16 protein-coding genes and 1 pseudogene are annotated in these 18,619 nt (G+C 45.3%); 3 read left to right on the top strand and 14 right to left on the bottom strand.

The annotated features are described in order from the left end of the window. Positions 1 to 185: 185 nt before the first annotated feature. The 11 genes and pseudogenes from ACFFLE_RS01285 to ACFFLE_RS01235 form a co-directional block, all read right to left on the bottom strand. Positions 186 to 1,732: pseudogene (locus tag ACFFLE_RS01285) on the bottom strand (solute symporter family protein). Beyond that, the gene (locus tag ACFFLE_RS01280) at positions 1,729 to 2,040 is read right to left on the bottom strand and encodes a DUF485 domain-containing protein (protein ID WP_380569374.1); all 312 of its coding nucleotides are present in this window, start codon (positions 2,038 to 2,040) and stop codon (positions 1,729 to 1,731) included. Before ACFFLE_RS01280 ends, ACFFLE_RS01285 begins: the two are co-directional and overlap by 4 nt. Before the next feature lie 186 nt (positions 2,041 to 2,226). Beyond that, positions 2,227 to 2,973: a hypothetical protein gene (locus tag ACFFLE_RS01275; RefSeq protein ID WP_380569373.1), complete on the bottom strand. Its 747-nt coding sequence runs from the start codon at positions 2,971 to 2,973 to the stop codon at positions 2,227 to 2,229. A gap of 85 nt (positions 2,974 to 3,058) precedes the next feature. Beyond that, positions 3,059 to 4,819, bottom strand: a complete 1,761-nt coding sequence (pyk, locus tag ACFFLE_RS01270; RefSeq protein ID WP_380569372.1) for a pyruvate kinase — start codon at positions 4,817 to 4,819, stop codon at positions 3,059 to 3,061. A gap of 13 nt (positions 4,820 to 4,832) precedes the next feature. Beyond that, entirely contained in the window at positions 4,833 to 5,792 is a 960-nt protein-coding gene (gene pfkA, locus ACFFLE_RS01265) for a 6-phosphofructokinase (protein ID WP_380569371.1), read from the bottom strand. A gap of 115 nt (positions 5,793 to 5,907) precedes the next feature. Further along, positions 5,908 to 6,858, bottom strand: a complete 951-nt coding sequence (locus tag ACFFLE_RS01260; RefSeq protein ID WP_380569370.1) for an acetyl-CoA carboxylase carboxyltransferase subunit alpha — start codon at positions 6,856 to 6,858, stop codon at positions 5,908 to 5,910. 6 nt (positions 6,859 to 6,864) lie between these two features. Further along, positions 6,865 to 7,716, bottom strand: a complete 852-nt coding sequence (accD, locus tag ACFFLE_RS01255) for an acetyl-CoA carboxylase, carboxyltransferase subunit beta (RefSeq protein WP_380569369.1) — start codon at positions 7,714 to 7,716, stop codon at positions 6,865 to 6,867. 22 nt (positions 7,717 to 7,738) lie between these two features. After that, positions 7,739 to 8,155, bottom strand: a complete 417-nt coding sequence (locus tag ACFFLE_RS01250; RefSeq protein WP_380569368.1) for a FadR/GntR family transcriptional regulator — start codon at positions 8,153 to 8,155, stop codon at positions 7,739 to 7,741. A gap of 9 nt (positions 8,156 to 8,164) precedes the next feature. Continuing rightward, positions 8,165 to 9,388, bottom strand: coding sequence for an NADP-dependent malic enzyme (gene ystJ / locus ACFFLE_RS01245; protein ID WP_380569367.1), 1,224 nt, complete (start codon positions 9,386 to 9,388; stop codon positions 8,165 to 8,167). A gap of 76 nt (positions 9,389 to 9,464) precedes the next feature. Next, entirely contained in the window at positions 9,465 to 12,605 is a 3,141-nt protein-coding gene (locus ACFFLE_RS01240) for a DNA polymerase III subunit alpha (protein WP_380569366.1), read from the bottom strand. A gap of 15 nt (positions 12,606 to 12,620) precedes the next feature. Next, entirely contained in the window at positions 12,621 to 13,583 is a 963-nt protein-coding gene (locus ACFFLE_RS01235; RefSeq protein ID WP_380569365.1) for a DHH family phosphoesterase, read from the bottom strand. Between the two features lie 76 nt (positions 13,584 to 13,659). Here ACFFLE_RS01235 and ACFFLE_RS01230 point away from each other — a divergent pair, with 76 nt between their 5' ends. Further along, on the top strand, positions 13,660 to 14,016 hold the full coding sequence (locus ACFFLE_RS01230) for a YtpI family protein (protein WP_380569364.1): 357 nt from the start codon (positions 13,660 to 13,662) through the stop codon (positions 14,014 to 14,016). An 18-nt stretch (positions 14,017 to 14,034) separates the two neighbouring features. Here the strand turns inward: ACFFLE_RS01230 and ACFFLE_RS01225 are convergent, their stop codons facing one another. Then, entirely contained in the window at positions 14,035 to 15,300 is a 1,266-nt protein-coding gene (locus ACFFLE_RS01225; protein ID WP_380569363.1) for a DRTGG domain-containing protein, read from the bottom strand. 73 nt (positions 15,301 to 15,373) lie between these two features. Continuing rightward, entirely contained in the window at positions 15,374 to 16,063 is a 690-nt protein-coding gene (locus ACFFLE_RS01220; protein WP_380569362.1) for a metal-dependent hydrolase, read from the bottom strand. A gap of 99 nt (positions 16,064 to 16,162) precedes the next feature. On the opposite strand from ACFFLE_RS01220, the gene ACFFLE_RS01215 reads away from it, so the two are divergent. Beyond that, positions 16,163 to 16,741, top strand: a complete 579-nt coding sequence (locus tag ACFFLE_RS01215; RefSeq protein WP_380569361.1) for a hypothetical protein — start codon at positions 16,163 to 16,165, stop codon at positions 16,739 to 16,741. A 94-nt stretch (positions 16,742 to 16,835) separates the two neighbouring features. Here the strand turns inward: ACFFLE_RS01215 and ald are convergent, their stop codons facing one another. Further along, positions 16,836 to 17,948, bottom strand: a complete 1,113-nt coding sequence (ald, locus tag ACFFLE_RS01210; protein WP_380569360.1) for an alanine dehydrogenase — start codon at positions 17,946 to 17,948, stop codon at positions 16,836 to 16,838. A 167-nt stretch (positions 17,949 to 18,115) separates the two neighbouring features. On the opposite strand from ald, the gene ACFFLE_RS01205 reads away from it, so the two are divergent. Next, positions 18,116 to 18,613: a universal stress protein gene (locus ACFFLE_RS01205; RefSeq protein ID WP_380569359.1), complete on the top strand. Its 498-nt coding sequence runs from the start codon at positions 18,116 to 18,118 to the stop codon at positions 18,611 to 18,613. Positions 18,614 to 18,619 lie beyond the last annotated feature (6 nt).

The raw sequence follows: 18,619 nt of genomic DNA, 5'->3' as shown, positions 1-18,619 counted from the left end.
TTGCCATTATATCAAATTAAAGAACTTTGTGAATAATACAGCATCATTTATTCTTTTGTGAAATTAATACCATTAACCTTCTAGAAGACGCCTATACTCACAATAAAAGCCTCAATTCAGCTGAATTGAGGCTTTTATAAGGGTCAGTTAATTATCTTATTGATGTACATAAGTTTATCTTATGATTAGTGTGTTGTCTTAGATGTATCAATACCTGTCACCGATTTAACCTTCACTTCGCGATACTTTTCATGTGATTCGGCTTTACCGAGGAAGGTTCCTAAGAAAGCACCTAAAAATCCGGCTGGTACTGAGATTATTGCTGGATTCGTCAGAGGGAACAGTGGCTCCATTGCAATAAATGCATTGCCTGAAGGATCCATTACATTCGGGCTCATGATAACAAGTATAAGAGATACCGCAAGTCCCGTTATAATTCCAGTAATCGCCCCTTGCGTGTTAAACCGCTTCCAAAAAATCGTATAGACGATGACTGGTAAATTGGCGCTTGCTGCCACACAGAAGGCCAAGGAAACGAGAAATGCGACATTTTGGTTTTGGGCGAAGATTGCCAGTATTATGGACAGGACACTTACACTGAATGCCGCAATTTTAGCTGCGAGCATCTGCTGTTTATCTGTTATGTTACCCTTTTTGATCACTTGACCATAGATATCATGCGCAAATGCACTTGCCCCCGATAACACAAGACCAGCTACTACTGCGAGGATTGTTGCGAATGCCACTGCTGACACGAATGACATGAGGAGATCGCCACCGAGCTTTTCTGCTAGCAATGGCGCAGCCATATTGCCTGCCGGGTTCGCTGCGATGATTTCTTCCCTCGTCAGCATCGCTGCAGCTCCAAATCCAAGGAATATCGTCAAGATGTAGAATATGCCGATGATCCAAGTTGCCCACATGACTGAGCTACGGGCTGTCTTAGCATCTTTAACTGTAAAAAACCTCATGAGGATATGCGGAAGGCCGGCCGTACCGAACAGTAATGCGATGATGAGCGATACGTTATTCAGGGGAGATCCGCCTTGAGAGCCAGGATTCAAGAATGGGCCTTTAAGCTCCGGTGCCGTTATGTTCTTCATTTCGCCAAACATGGTAAAAATATTAAAATTGAATTGCAGCAGTACAAGTACAGAGATGATGATTGTGCCAACCATCAACAAGATTGCCTTTACCATCTGTACCCAGCTTGTTGCAGTCATGCCACCGAATAATACATAAATGGTCATCATTATACCGACTATAATGACAGCCACACTGTATGGTATATCAAACAGTAGTTGAATCAAGGCTCCCGCCCCTACAAGTTGAGCGAGCATATAGAAGATGACAATCGTAATGGAAGATAGCGCTGCGAAGGCGCGCACCTTCTTAAGCTCAAACCGGGCAGCAATCATATCAGCGACTGTGTACTTCCCGAGGTTTCTAAGCGGTTCTGCAACAACGTACAGTACAACGAGATAAGCTGTAAGATAACCCACACTGTAGAAAAAACCGTCAAACCCCATAATGCAATCGCCCCCGCAATACCAAGGAATGAAGCAGCGGAAAGGTAATCTCCGGATATTGCGAGACCGTTTTGCCAACCAGTCAGCCCCCCACCTGCCGTGTAGAAATCTTTAGTGGATTGAGTCCTTTTCGAAGCAAAGTATGTAATCACTAACGTCAAACCAACAAATACAATGAACATGATGATGACGGTCAGATTCATTTATAGTTCCCCTCCCGATACTTTCTGATTATCTCATCCGCTTCCCTGTCGAATTCCTTGGCTTGCTTCATATAGATCGTAACCAGCGTCCAGACCATTATGAATAGGAAAAAAGCATAGATCCAAGCCCATGAAATGTTTCCGAATGCTTCATTGCTAAGCAAATTGGTATAGCCTGTCAGTATCGGAAAGAGCAGTGTAGCGATGATGAAAAAGATGCTGACCGGTAAAATGAATCTGTTCCGTTTCTTAAGCAGTTCTTCAAATTCAGGTTGTGAAGCAATTAATGCGTAATCAATCTTTGCCATTTCTATTCCCCCTTATAGTCTACATTGTATTTATTTGACTGAAATATGTCAATTTTTCGACAACTATAATTGTTGTAATTATTCATCTTCTGAACTATTGGTGGTATAAAAATAAAAAAGTCAACCATGCATCCCTTAAAGGATGCATGGCTGACTTTCCCGTTTGAAATCCATTCAATTATTTCGCTACATTCCCTTTGGTTTTTCTATCACGTTGATCTCTCCGATTTTATCCATTGTGATATTTGATGAAACATTAATGGTTTCATCATCCATTTCCATAGTAAGTGTCAATTCGGCACTTTCGTATCGATAATCTTCATTGAACTTTAGGAGGACAAGACCATTGATGTGATCCACCGCTTCGAGTGACGACTCCAGATCGTCGTTTATAAAGGGTTTTACGCCGGCTTCGCCTTCTACTTCATAGCGAATTTCATAACCTGATTCGAGCTGTTCGGCTGTGCCTTCTTTGAATGGCTCGAGCTGACTGATTAAATCTCCATAACTGCTGCCTTCAATATTGCGCCCGTCATCCTGTCTTTCCACGTCGCCATTTTGATAGATGAAGTGTTCTCCTTCAAAGATGTAATGCGTCTTGATGTCAGTCCCATCATCAACTGCGATTTTAATTTCATCTTGTTTGCTCCTGGTGGTTATTGTACGGATCACATGCTGTCTTTCTTCTGTGGAAATTGTAGTCGTCTGCCGCTCTTCATAGCTGACTTCCTTACTTCCTTCAGATTGTGCATTTTTAATGATATCTGCTGCTGACATTTCTTCTTCCGACTCTTCAGACGTCTGTTGCTCTTCTGGAGCGGCCTCTGTCGATTCTTCACTCTGATCTGTATTCTCACCAGATGAGTCGTCCGCAGGCCCGCCGTTAGTGCACGCTGTTAAAAACAGGAGCATGATAAGTAACATTTTTTTCATATGTGCCACCTCATCTAATATTATACTGTGCAGCATCTGTGACTACAACATAAAAAGGCACTTTCAAAAAGTGCCTTTTGCTGGGTTATAGTACATTAGCATGCCCATCGAATATACAATTCTGTTCTGAGTCGACGGTGACGACTGTGCCCTCTTCCAATACTTCATACGCGGCTGACGCCCCGACTATTGTCGGCAGATCAAGATTCAGGCCAACGATCGCCCCATGTGAGGTGAGTCCCCCCTCGACTGTGACAAGACCTGCAGCCTCTTCAAGGTAAGGCGTCATATCTGCATCTACAGATTGGGTTACGATGATTTTTCCTTCCAGATCTTTATCTTTTAAGGCTTCCGCAGAGTCAACGAACATCACTTCACCAACGCTGCTTCTCCTGCCTATACCCTGAGCTCGGATCAGCTTATCTCCGACGATGTGGAGTTTCATCAGGTTCGTGGTGCCCGCTTCTCCTGCAGGAACCCCTGCTGTGATGATCAACAAATCTCCCTGTTCTGCAAACCCTTTTTCCATTGCTGCTGATACAGAGATGTTCAGAAGTTCATCAGTATCCCGCTTCCCTTCCTTGATCACAGGGTGTACGCCCCATACAAGCTGTAGTTGTCTGGCTACATGATGGTGCGGAGTAACTGCCACAATTTCTGCATGCGGACGATATTTTGATATCATTCTTGCTGTATGCCCTGATTCTGTGGCCGCTACTATCGCACGGCAATTTAAGTTCAGTGCCGTGTGTGCGACCGACACGCCAATTGCCGTCACCAAGTTCGTCTGCAGCGACTTAGTCCGTGTAGATAGTAATTTTTTGTAATCCTGTGCATCTTCAGCCGAAACAGCGATGCTTGCCATCGTCTGGACAGCTTCCAGAGGATAATCACCGGCAGCTGTTTCGCCGCTCAGCATTACAGCATCTGTACCATCATATATGGCGTTCGCCACATCGCTAGCCTCCGCACGGGTACAGCGTGGGTTATGCTGCATGGAATCAAGCATCTGTGTAGCGGTGATGACCGGTTTACCAAGGTGATTAGATCTTCTGATCAGATCTTTTTGAACCATAGGTACTGACTCAGGCGGAATTTCAACACCCAAGTCTCCGCGCGCCACCATGAGTCCATCAGACACTTCGAGTATGTCGTCTATATTGTCGATGCCTTCCTGGTTTTCGATCTTCGGAATGATTTCAATGTGTTCCCCTGACTTTTCTTCAAGCAGCTTGCGTATTTCCAGAACATCGCTGTTTGTACGGATAAAACTTGCTGCAATCAGATCGACGCCTGCGTCAATGCCGAAGATGATATCTTCCCGATCCTTCTCAGTGATGCCAGGCATTTTTACAGAGACATTTGGTACATTGACACCCTTTTTATTTTTGAGGACACCATCATTCAGGACGCGGCAATAAATTTCCCCATTCTCCCGGTCGATGCTTTCAATTTTAAGTTCCATCAGGCCATCATCGAGAAGGATGCGATCTTTTTCATCGACATCTTCAATGAGGCCAGAGTATGTGATGGAGATCTTTTCTGGCGTACCCACTACTTCTTCCATCGACACTATGATGCTCTGCCCTTTTGTCAGCTCAATTTCACCATTTTCCATGCTGTGGGTACGAATCTCAGGCCCTTTTGTATCGAGCAGAATACCTACTGTACGATCTAATTTGTCGGCAACTTTCCTGATATTGTCTATTCTGGCACGATGTTCATCATGATCACCATGTGAAAAGTTCAATCGTGCAATATTCATGCCAGCTTCCATCAACTTTTCAAGCATTTCCGGTGATTCTGATGCAGGACCGATTGTACATACTATTTTAGTGTTACGCATAACTAGATTCCTCCTAAATGGATAGCTCTCTCGAAAGTCTGTACAGACCCTCATCTATCATATGGCTTTCTTCGAACACTTTATCGAAACGGGTTGCGGAGAGTTTATTGTTTTCAGTGCCTACCGCCTTTCCATGTACACCATCCAAAAGAAGGTCAACAGCGAAAGCACCAAGACGTGAAGCCAGCACCCGATCTTGACCGGTCGGTTTCCCTCCACGCTGCATATGGCCAAGCACACTCTCACGGGTGTCTACGTTTATATACTTATGCAACTCATCTGCGCATTGTGACGCACTCATGACACCCTCAGCTACAACAATGATCGAGTGTTTCTTACCGCGGCTCATACCCGATTCGATTCGTTCTGCAACTTCTTTCATGTCAGAAGGTGATTCAGGAATGAGTATGGTCTCTGCGCCCCCGGCGACACCGGCCCAAAGCGCCAAGTCTCCAGCATCCCTGCCCATCACTTCTATAATGAAAGTGCGCTCATGGCTGGTTGCTGTATCTCTGATCCTGTCTACGGCATCGATTATGGTGTTTAAGGCAGTATCAAACCCTATGGTGTAGTCTGTGCCATTGATGTCATTATCGATGGTGCCTGGCACCCCTATGGTCTTGATGCCTTCTTCATCGAGTCGTTGGGCACCTCTGTAGGAACCATCTCCCCCTATGACCACAAGTGAGTCTATTCCTTTAGCTTTAAGGTTCTCGATGGCTTTTTGGCGGACAGCGGGTTCAATGAATTCCGGGCACCGGGCAGAGTAGAGCTTCGTCCCCCCTCTTTGGATGATATCACCGACATCCCCAAGCTCGAGCTTATGGATATTATCAGTGACGAGGCCCTGGTAGCCCTGGAAAACACCATAGACTTCAACGCCTTCATATATACTCTTTCTGACGACGGCCCTTATGGCAGCATTCATGCCGGGCGCATCGCCTCCACTTGTAAGTACTCCAATTTTCCTCATGGGTTCCCTCCGTTAAAACAATCTCTTATTTTTAAAATAGCATAACTTATATCCCTAATCCATCATTAAGGTTGATGAAACCGTTTTATGAAACCAAAAAAATGAACAGCTGAAATTAAAGCTGTTCATCATATATCCCGATATTCACATATTTATCGTAGCGGTCGGCTACCATCTCTTCGCGATCAAGTACAAGGAGCCCTTCGAGATGTTCTTTCAAGATTCCATCAAGATTCTCAAATACCTGATCCCTGTTGTTATGGGCACCACCTTGAGGTTCTTCTATCACCGCATCCGCTATGCCGAACGATTTCAGGTCGGCTGCTGTTATCTTCAATGATTCTGCAGCAATCTCCTTCAATGACGCATCTTTGAACAGGATGCTCGCAGCGCCTTCTGGTGAGATTACAGAATATGTCGCATTCTCCAGCATGATCAGGCGGTTGCATACCCCAAGTCCCAGGGCCCCACCTGAACCCCCTTCGCCGATGACGACGCTTATGACCGGTACATGGAGTCCCGCCATTTCGACAAGATTGCGTGCGATCGATTCACTCTGTCCCCTTTCTTCAGCGGCTTTACCTGGGTATGCACCTTTAGTATCGATAAAACAGATGATTGGGCGGTTGAATTTGTCGGCCTGCTTCATCAGGCGAAGCGCCTTACGGTATCCATCGGGGTGGGCCATGCCGAAGTTACGGTGGATGTTCCCTTTTGTATCCCGGCCGCGTTGATGTCCGATAACCGTCACAGGGCGCCCATTGTATGAGGCAATACCTCCTACAATGGCAGGGTCATCACTATGTACGCGGTCACCATAGAACTCCGTAAACTCTTCAAACAAAGCTTCGATATAGTCGTAGGTGGTTGGACGCTTTATATATCTTGCGATCTCCACACGCTGCCAGGGAGTGAGGTTATCGTAAATTTCATTTTTTTTATCGTTGACCTTTTTCTCCAAAAAACTGACTTCCTTTGTGAGGTCCACTTTATTTTTTGCTGCATACTTTTCCAATTCTTCAATCTTCTCTTCCAATTCATAGATTGGTTTTTCAAAATCGAACATTCCCATCTACACCCCACTATGCAATTTCAGGATTCGTCCGAGATAATCTTTCATATCCCGTCTGTCTAAAACTTCGTCCAGCTGTCCATGCTTTAAAAGGAATTCAGCAGTCTGGAAATCATCCGGCAGTTTCTCCTTGATCGTTTCCTGGATGACGCGCCTGCCGGCAAACCCGATCAGTGCACCTTTTTCTGCCAAGTTTATGTCGCCGACTGAGGCGAAACTTGCAGATACCCCTCCTGTTGTAGGGTTGGTCATATAGGAGATGTAGAGCAGACCTGCATTATTGTGGCGCTCTATCGCCACACTGACTTTAGCCATCTGCATCAGCGAAATGATGCCCTCCTGCATACGTGCGCCTCCACTGGCTGTGAAGATGATGACAGGTAATCCGTGTTCTGTTGCATAACCGAAAGCACGGGCGAGTATTTCGCCGACTGCAGAACCCATGCTGCCCATCCTGAAGCGAGCATCCATGACGGCTACAACGGCGCGCTCTCCTTCGATGTTTCCATCTGCACATAACACCGCTTCATTCAGTCCTGTCTTTTCCTTATCCTTTGAAATCTTAGCTTCATAATTAGGGAAGTTTAATGGATTGGCAGATGTGATGTCCTGGAACAACAGATCGACTTCCCCTTCATCCATCAACGCTTCCAGACGGTCCTGTGCTGAAATAGGCAGATGATGGCTGCAGTTGGCACATACATTAAGACGTTTATATAAGTCTTTTGAATATAATATCTTCTTGCAGCTTGGACATTTTGTCATGATGGATTCATTTTTTTCAAAGGTGCCATCATTACGGTCTGTTTCATTAACTTTTTTATTCAGTTTAGAGAACAAGTCTTTCAGCATATTAAACTCCCTGTTTTCTTTATTATTTGAATGCCTGTGAATATTTATCGAGCAGTACATAGATTTTTTTCATTATGATGTTGTCGTCTTCTAGTACATCAGCATTTCCATTCTTTTCACTGACATATCCTTCTATCATTTCTTTAATCTCTATGATTTCGTTCTGTTGACGTTCTGATTTGATGAGATATTTGCCGATTAGCTGAAACAGCTGATGGTTATCAATATCAGCAAGAAAGGTGCCCTCGCCCCGCTTCACATAAATGATGCCAAGCAGTTCAAGCGCTCTGAGTGCTTCTCTTACGCTTTGCCTGCTGACATTCAATTCATCTCTCAGATACCTCTCGCTGGGTAGCTTTCCACCTACTTGTATCTCTTCCTTTTCGATGACATTGTGGATTTCTTCAATAATGTTTTCCAAACCTTTTTTCTCAGTCATCTTATAGGATCACAGCGTCAAACTGCGTGCTTTCTGATAGATGTCTTCAGGATCGACTTTAATGCGGCTGACACCCGTCTGCATGGCCGCTTTCGCCACAGCCCTCGCTACACTTGGTGCGACTTCCTTATTGAAAGGTTCCGGGATGACGTTTTCGGCATTCAACTTATCTTCTTCGATCAGTTCCGCAATAGCAAGGACGGCAGCCTTTTTCATCTCGTCATTTATATGTGTCGCCCGAACATCAAGCGCACCCCTGAAGATGCCTGGGAAAGCAAGCACATTGTTGATTTGATTCGGAAAATCGCTTCGTCCTGTACCGACTACAAGAGCTCCGGCAGCTTTCGCCTCATCAGGCATAATTTCAGGATTTGGATTGGCCATGGCAAAAATGATCGGATCTTCTGCCATTGTCTTGACCATCTCGGTAGTCAGGGCACCTTCCACAGAAACACCGATGAAGACATCCGCTCCTTCAATCACATCAGCCAGTTCGCCTTTTTTATGGTGATGGTTGCTGAACTTGCTCACTTCGTGCTTGATATCGTTCATCCCTGCTTCACGACCTTCAAAGATGGCGCCGCGGGAATCACACATGATCATTTCCTTTACACCAAAGCTGTGCAGAAGTTTTATGATCGCCACACCCGCTGCACCTGCTCCATTCAAGACAACTTTAATCTGGTTCAAAGATTTCCCTGAGAGTTTAAGGGCGTTCATCAGACCGCTCAAGGTGACGATTGCCGTGCCGTGTTGATCATCATGGAAAACAGGTATATCGGTCTCGCGCCCCAGGCGTTCTTCAATTTCAAAACATCTGGGCGCTGAAATGTCTTCTAGGTTGATACCGCCAAAAACCGGTGTCATCAGTTTGACCGTGTTCACGATTTCATCGACGTCATTGGTATTGAGTGCAATCGGAAAGGAGTCCACTCCGGCAAAGTTCTTAAAGAGTGCGCTCTTACCTTCCATTACAGGTAAACTTGCCATAGCGCCTATGTTCCCCAAGCCTAACACGGCGGAACCATCCGTAACGACGCCGACAGTATTACTCTTAATCGTATAATCGAATACTGTGCGTTCGTCTTCATATATTTCTTTACATGGTTCAGCCACGCCTGGTGAATATGCCAGGCTCAAGGCTTCACTGTCTTTAATCTCCACTTTTGAATTTACTGCTAACTTTCCTTGTTTTTCCCTGTGCATCTCTAGTGCATCATCTCTCAAGGACATATAATCTCCCTTTCTTAGTGGTCATACCACCGCAATATAAATATAGTAACATTATCAGTTTTATATGACAACTTCTTTAGTTCAATATACGTATATCGGCTGCCTTGACCACTTCCAATATACCTTCAATACTCTCTTTTCCCATTTTGCCAATCATCTTCTTCTTGTCAAAATCTTTAATTGGTATGCCCGATTCACCCATGAAATCAGTCAGATTGTAAGCATGGGCATTGCGGATGACAATCTGTTTTGCCCGCTCATAGTATATCTTTTTGAAAGCCTCTACGGTTTCCAGTGAGTCGACTATGAGTTGTGGACGTGACCTGCGCGTTTCTACCCTTCCCTCCACGACAGCAATCTGTCTTGTCAAATTCGGATGGACATTGAAATAGATCTTCGGGAAAACGACTCCTTCCATTTCATAAAGCCCATCGGTAAATTTGACGAACGCCATATTCTGTCCATTTTTCGTCCGGATTAATTTAATATCGTCCAAAAAGACGAGATAGATTCCCTTACTTTGATTGAGAAGGTTGAACGGGATGAATTGGAGAGATTTCCTCAGTGCTATGACGGGATGGTCTGAGAGATAGAATCCGAACACATCCTTCTCCCCCTCCACCTTCTCCATATCATTCATTTCAGCAACGTGGTGGTATTCTTTCTTTATATTGAAGCCCAGTGTACTGAGGAACGAATCATGAGCATATTCTTCGGCATTCAATTCATCAAGCATGGGGAGCGTATTGAGGAGCGTTTTTCTATTCTCCTCAAAGACATCCAAAGCACCCGACTGGACGAGTCGCGTGAGCACTTTCCTATCCAGTTTGACATCCTGCACTCTAGTCTTCAAATCATATATATCACTGAATGGGCCGTTTTCACGTTCTTTTATAATTGCCTCGGCATGACGGTAAGTGACGCCTTTGATCATCGAGAAACCGAGTTCTATCCCTTCATCGCTTCTGTTATTCCATAGGGAAGTGTTGATGTTCGGAAGATATAACGGAATTCTAAGCCGCTTGATTTCACTTACGGTCTGGTTGACCTTATGTTCATTGCCGAAATGATGAGTGAGTATAACTGAATAGAACACTTCAGGATAGTGGGTTTTGATGTAGGCGAGGATGTAGGATATCCGACTGTATGCCACCGCGTGGCTTTTTGGGAATCCGTAGTCGGCGAACTCCAAAATCAGGTTGAAAATATGATGACCCACCTGGCTCGCGTATCCCTTACTTTCTGCTCCCTTCTCAAAGCGACCCCTTTCATGTTCTAGCGTCTCCCTATCCTTTTTACTCATTGCGCGCCTCAATATATCCGCTTCCGCATAGCTGTAGCCTGCAATCCTTGAAGCGATCTGCATGATCTGTTCCTGATAGACGATGACACCATATGTCTCTTTTAATATATCTTCAATGTCTTCATGTGGGTATCTGACTGCGTCTGGTTTCTGCTTCCCGGCGATGAAATTCGGAATTTCCTTCATCGGCCCTGGCCGGTACAAAGCGATTACTGCGACAAGGTCAAGAAAGCCCTCAGGCTGCATTTCCCTGATTACTTTGCTTATGCCCTCCGATTCCAGCTGGAAGATGCCGATGGTCATCCCCTTACCAAGCAGCCGATAGACTGCCGGATCATCATCCGGAATTTCATCCAAGTTGAATGATATGCCGGATTTTTGTATTTTATTGACCATAAACTTCAGCAGCGTCAGGTTTCTCAGCCCCAGAACATCTATCTTCAGCAGTCCTGAAGGCTCCACCTCATTCATCGTCCACTGACTCAATGTGTGTCCGTCACTGAAGGTCACCGGGATATTTTCGGTAAGGCGTTCTGCACTGAGCAGTATGCCGGCAGCATGGGTGGATGTATGCCGCGGCAATCCTTCAATCCTTTTACACAAGCTCGCATATGTATCATACTTGGGGTCCGCTTCTGAAAGCGACCGGAACGCATCTTTCTGAAAAGCCTCCTCGAGTTTCGCCCCAGGGATTTCTGGAATAAGTCCTGAAATCATTTTCAGTTCATCCTCTTTAAAACCGAGCACCCTGCCCACATCACGCGCTGCCATCTTGGCGCTCAACGTTCCGTACGTGACTATATGCGCCACATTCATCGTACCGTACTTCTCAATCAGATAATCGACTACCTCGTCGCGTCTGGCATCCTCAAAATCAATATCGATATCAGGCATCGTCACACGTGCAGGGTTGAGGAAGCGTTCGAATAGCAGATTATACTGAAGCGGGTCGACTTCAGTAATGTTCAGCAGATAGGATACAAGGCTTGCGCTTGAGGAACCCCGTCCTGGCCCTACATAAATCCCATTCCGTTTTGCATGGTTGATTGCATCCTGCACAATCAAAAAATAGTCTTCATATCCCATATCCACGATGACACCGTATTCATACTCGAGCCGTTTTCTATAGGCTATTCCACCATCCGTCTTGGATTCAAGCTGTTTTTGCAGCATGTGCCATAGAAAGGATTTTGAATCTTCATTCTGGGGATGGGGAAAATGGGGCAAAGTCCGTTCCGTCCTTGGTATTTCGACATTGCACTTCTCTACGAGGCGTTGATTGTTTTCAAGGTGAGAAGCTTCAATTTCAGTGAGATCCGAGAACACCCTGATATGATCTGGCCCCGTGGCGTTATGCATGGAGGCCGTATCCAACTTCTCATTATCCCGTATCGCATTCAATGTAACCCGTACCGGCAGGTCTTCAGGCTTCATGTAGTGGGCTGGATTGATGAAGACCGTCCTATACTCCGGATGTGACAGGTGGTGGGATATGTATTTATCCTCAGGTTTTATGGCCATGCCATCCAAAATTGGGATGCCTTGCCCATTCTTTGCGATTGCTACACACGATTGGATATTGTTATTGAGGAATTGGACCGGCGTGAATTCCAGGTGCTTATAGGAAAGCATCGCGGAAAGACGGATCAGTTCCTTATAGCCTCTAAGATCTTTAGCGATAAGTACCAGCGGGATGCCCGAGCTCTGATCATCCACAGAAATTTCCATCCCGATCAAGGGTTTAATGCCAGACTTCGACGCATGGGTATAGAACTCATATACACCATGTAGACGATTGAAATCAGTAAGTGCAACTGCCTTTTGGCCGTCTCTGGAAATTTTATCAAGAAGCGGGCCGATTTTGATATTACTGTCCAGAAATTCGTAGCAGCTATGCACATTTAAATTGATCATTCGGCAAAACCCTTTCTACAGTTTACTCTCCAGCGCTTTGATCAGTTCCTGGACTTCTTCCTTCTCCTTCAATGTGATTCCACTTGCGAGAGGGTGCCCGCCTCCCCCGAACCGTTCTGCCACGTCGTTGATGACGGTGTCCTTGGCACGTAATCTTACGCGGATCTCATCATTTTCCTCGATGGCCATAAACCATATTTTGGCTTCATCGATTTCACGGTAGATGTTGACATGCATACTCGCCTCGTTACTTGATAAACCGTACTTTTCCAATGTAGGTTCGTCTATGTAAATAGACAGTACACCTTTATCGGTGATTTTGAATGCCTCAATCAGATGACCTTTGAACTTGAATTGTTCCAGGCTCTGCTTATTCATTTCATTCATGTCCTTGGCGGCTTCAAATTTGAACCGCTTAAGTTCGGCTACGACCTTATGGGTCAATTCTGTAGTGTTATTGAAAAGAAATCTGCCGGTATCACCAACGATTCCGGCAAACAGGAGACGTGCCGACTCATCATTGATATAGTCGTTGTCGAATCCCCATGCTGATGCCAGCAGAAAAATGAGTTCGGAAGTGGATGACACACCCGTTTCAACTATATTGATCGCGCCATAAGGATCGTGGTTTGGATGATGATCTATCTTGATCACTTCAGCACCCATGGATACATCGCCGTCAATCCGATCAGTGTTGGCCGTATCCACTACAATGACAAGTGGCTGATCTACGGCCACGGCAGTATCCATTTCCCCAAGAAAAGAAAGGGAAGGTTCAGTGTCCCCGAGAGCCGCCACTTTCTTATTTGGGAACATATGCTGGATAATGGATTTCAACCCAAGTTGGGCGCCTATCGCATCAGGATCCGGTCTCACATGCCTCAATATGATGATTTCGTCATAGGTGTTGATCTTGTTTATCAACGCTTTATAGTTGTCCTTTAGAGTCGGGTATCCATTTATATATTCTGTGAACAATTCTCATTCTCCCCTTATTTGGATTTACTTGTTTCGTATTATAAATTATACTACATATTGGAATGGAGTTGTAACGATGGAAACATCCTATCAGATTGCAGTATCCTTTCTGGTCACGCTGCTGCTCCTGAGCTTTTTTATGTTCCTGCTCTATAAGGTCAGGAAGATCAGGACGGAACGGGACGTCAGAAAGGCGTATTTCAACAGCATATCGAGAATCTGGCTCGGGTTGTTGATCGCTGTCTTCGGCCTTAATACAATCATACAATTTTCGTCGGCAGTATCATATATTGTCGGTGGCCTGTTCATCATCATCGGTCTCTACAATGTATGGCACTTCAATGCTGCACGAAAATACTTCAAAGCAAATCTCCCCATAGAGGAGAAGGCTTGGGCGGAGTTCAACCGTAAATCTGGACAGAATGGAAAATAGACAAGTGAGTTCACTTGTCTATTTTTCTTTATAATGCTGGATCAGCAGTACGGCTTTCATGTGAACCTCTCCATTTGCCCTGGCGATGACTTCCATCCTAAGGAACTGCTCCCCAGCATCAAGGACTTCTCCTTCTATCACAAGTTCCTGGTTCAATTGCATCAGCTTCATATTCATGATGTTCATCGTATCTATGTGATAGCTTTCTATATTCCTCTCCTTGAGCATCGCATCTATCAGACGCTCCATAAGTCTGATGAACTCGGACTGTACCATACTGCCATGTTCATCAGTCAAGAATGGCATGACTTTAATATGGAGTCTATTGTCGTCTATATGCACATTTCTGCCGATGTCTGGTTCTGCTGAGGACAGCCCTTCAGGTTTCTGCAGCTCCCTTTGCTTGAATACATCCCTCCTATCTACCACCCCGAGCCATATGCCCTCCTCGTCAATAATCGGGATGATGTTGAGGTGGTGCCAACTCATGGCTTGGCGTAGGCGCTGGATTGTACTCTGTGGTCTTGCTGAGGCATCGAATACCAGACCTTCCGGTCCATCCTCCCTCAATTTCATGAGATCTTTAGAACGGATGAGGCCCAGATAGAATCCTTCCTCTAAAATAATCGTTACCTTATCCGCCGGATAAAAGTCCTTCCCAAAGTCATTTTTGATATCATACACATATTCCTCCTGACGTACCAGAAGGTCGGCAGCAGTAATGACATTGGTCGTCATGAACCTGTTGTACAATTCACGCTGTATTGCCGACGCAACAGTAAATGTGTCAGAAGTCGTCGACAGGACAGGGAGCTTGAATGCGTCCGCCCGCTCCAAGATTTTCGGGTCGGCACCAAACCCCCCAGTGATCAGAATACCCGAATGGTTTTCCAATGCTTTCCGCTGGGCATCTTCACGATTTCCCACGATGAGGAGGGCACCTTCCTCGAGATATGTTTCGAGGGCCTCGGTGCGCATCGCACCGATGATGAATCTGCTGATCTCTCCATCAAGCCCTTCCGAACCGGCCAGGACAGTGCCTTCAATCACCCACTTCACCTGTTCAAAACTAAGTTTCCCTTCTATGTATTCCTCTTTCGGCGCAACCCTTATCGTGCCCACGCGCTCTATGGTCTTTACTAGACCTTCTTTCTCGGCGTCTTTGATTGCCCTATAGCTGGTGCCATCTGAAACACCCAGATGGGCAGATACTCGCCGCACGGAAATTTTGGCACCTTCCGGCAGGCGATATATGTAATCTATGATTTCATCATGTTTTGACATTCTTTACCTCCGCTACCCGCTTTATAAAAAAAGGGGCAGAACCCTGCCCCTAATGCTCCATTATATCAAAAACCTATGCCTTGAACTCTACATATTGACCTGCTGACAGTATTTGGCAGTCTCCCTTGACTTTATCTGCAAATGTCTGCGCGTCCTGCTTGATTGGCGGGAATGTATTGTAGTGAACGGGAACTGTGACGTCTGGCTTGATGAATTCATTTACTGCATGGGAAGCATCATCGATGCCCATTGTAAAATGGTCGCCGATTGGAACAAAGGCAACATCGAACGGGCCATTGAGTTCCGTGATGAGTTTCATGTCGCCGAATATCCCGGTATCCCCGAGATGATAGATTTTTTTGCCGCCCGCTTCAATAATGATGCCTGTCGGCATGCCTGTGTATATTGCACTTCCATCCTCATCTGTAAAGCTTGAGCTGTGGAAGGCATGGACATATTTTACAGTCCCGAATTCAAATGAATTTTTACCGCCAATATTCATCCCTATCGCTTCCACATCTTGACCTGACAGATAATCCGCCAACTCTACCGGGGCAACCACGGTCGCGTCATTGGCTTTGGCGATCTCCACAGTATCACCGACATGGTCATTGTGCCCATGGGTCAGTACAATATAGTCAACTTTCACATCTTCAACTTTCAGATCCGTCAATTCATTTCCGTTGATGAATGGATCGACAATCATTTTAGAACCTTCATTTTCAAGTTGGATGATCGAATGTCCATGATAACTGAGTTCCATAATCCTATTCCTCCTAAATGAATATCATATGCTTTCACTATACCCTAAAACCGCGGCAACCATTCATATTTATGATACAATTTTCATGAGGTGAATCAAATGAAGACAATTAGACGCAACCATACATTATCTGAAAATCATCTCTCTGAAATCATTGCCAGAGATGATTTTGACATACCCAATCTCGCATTGCTTCCGATGAAGAAGGCCCTTCATCCCGAAACGGAATATTTCGTTTCCCTGAACCATACGGAGGAACACAATCCTTTCCTTCTACAGAACCTCGTCATAGAAAGCATCCGTATGATGGAAGGAGCTGATGGTTTCATGACTGACCAGATCTTTACAAATGATCATCATCACATCAATCATAGATTCCTTGATGAAATATCCATACAGACCGGTAAGCGGCACCTTATAATAGGGCCGAGTTTCAGCCGTGTACCAACTTTTCTGCAAAGTCGCCTATTGGATGAGCTGGTAGACGCTGATGTTTCAGGAATCATGTTCGATGTGAGAGGCATAGACATCGATGACTTTGCTGCATTACAGCCGCTTGCCAAACTTAAGATCCATGCAAAGAAACGGATCGCCATCATTCCAGTCGTGAGGGATGAACACCAGCGGGAGGCTTTAGTCGACACCATCCCTTTTGATATCGTCTGCATTGCAGGCTGAGTCCATAAGAAGATAAAGGTTGCCCGGACGCGGCAAGAAAAAATCCTCCGCCATTTTTTATGGCGGAGGATTTTTGGTTTTAATATTGGGTTTGCTACAGCAATTCTGTTACATCTTTATATTCTAGTTCCTGCGCTTCTGCAACTGCTTTATAAGTCACATGACCGTCGTATGTGTTGAATCCGCCAATCAATGTCGGGTTGTCTTCAACTGCTTTACTGCAGCCCTTATTCGCTATTTGCAGACCATAAGCCATAGTCGCATTCGTCAAAGCGATTGTAGATGTACGCGGTACTGCACCAGGCATGTTCGCAACTGCATAGTGGACGACTTCGTGCTTGAAGTAGATCGGATCATCATGCGTCGTCACTTTATCTGTAGTTTCGAAGATACCACCCTGATCGATTGCGATGTCTACGATAACAGAGCCGGCATTCATCGATTTGATCATGTCTTCACTTACAAGACGAGGCGCGCGCGCTCCAGGTATCAGTACTGCACCGATGACAAGGTCACTTTCCTTCACTGCCTGTGCGATATTTAAAGGAGAAGACATGAGCGTCTGGACATCCCGTCCAAACAGGTCGTCGAGTTCCCTCAAACGCTTAGGGTTAAGGTCTAGAATCGTCACTTCTGCCCCCAGGCCAATTGCCATTTTAGCTGCATTGGTTCCAGCCATTCCGCCACCGATGATGGTGACCTTGCCGCGGGAGACGCCTGGCACTCCGCTCAGGAGTACACCTTTGCCGCCTTTGATCTTCTGCAGGTATTCTGCACCGACTTGCGCCGCCATGCGTCCGGCCACTTCACTCATAGGGGAAAGCAATGGCAGTGAACCATCCGGCAGTTGTATCGTCTCATAGGCGATTGCCGTTACTTTTTTATCTAAAAGCGCTTTTGTAAGTTTTGTTTCAGGTGCCAAGTGGAGGTATGTGAATAAGATCAGATCCTCTTTGAAATAATCGAATTCCTCTGCCAAAGGTTCTTTGACTTTGACCACCATATCGACATCCCAAGCCGCTGCCGCAGAGTCGACTATTTCAGCTCCTGCATTGCTGTAGTCGGCATCCTCGAAATAAGAGCCGCCTCCTGCATTCGTCTCCACCTTGACTGTATGTCCTGCTTCGACGAAGGCATGAACACCGCCGGGTGTCAGGCCGACCCTGCTTTCGTTGTTTTTAATCTCTTTAGGAACACCAATAATCATTCTAGAAACCCCTTTCATTTTTGAATGTTTCAACCCATCTATTGTATCATAAAGATATTGAAAAGTTATGACATAAATATGACTTTATCAATGTATAAATATATAAAATATTCAAAATGTGATATAATTGATGTGAAGAAGATACCACATCGAAAGGGGTTCTCAAAATGCTTAAATATCAAAATATCCTTATCGCGGTTGATGGATCAAGAGAGGCTGAATGGGCATTCCATAAAGCAATCGACATCGCAAAACGGAATGATTCAAAACTATCAATCATCAACGTCATCGACACCCGTTCTTTCGCCTCGGTAGAAGCTTATGACCGTACAATTTCCCAACGCGCCAATGACTTTGCCCAAAAGTTGCTGGATGGTTACGAAGACCTCGCATTGAAGAACGGTGTACTCGAAGTCGATAAGATAATCGACTATGGCTCACCAAAATCAATCATCCCTAAAAAAGCAGTTAAGAAGACCGGCGCAGATCTGATCGCGTGTGGTGCCACAGGCCTCAATGCTGTGGAGCGCTTCATCATCGGTTCCGTGTCTGAAGCGATTGTCCGTCAGGCGCCGTGTGATGTACTCGTTGTAAGAACTGAAACGTTGCCTGATGATTTCGAACCAGTTGTTGCAACTGAAGAGTTCATGAATGAAAACAAGTAATCCAAC

It is taken from the genome of Salinicoccus siamensis (genome assembly GCF_042429615.1).
Lineage (GTDB): Bacteria > Bacillota > Bacilli > Staphylococcales > Salinicoccaceae > Salinicoccus > Salinicoccus siamensis.
Note: the sequence above shows the minus strand (reverse complement) of the source record. Positions and strands in the feature narration are given on the sequence as shown.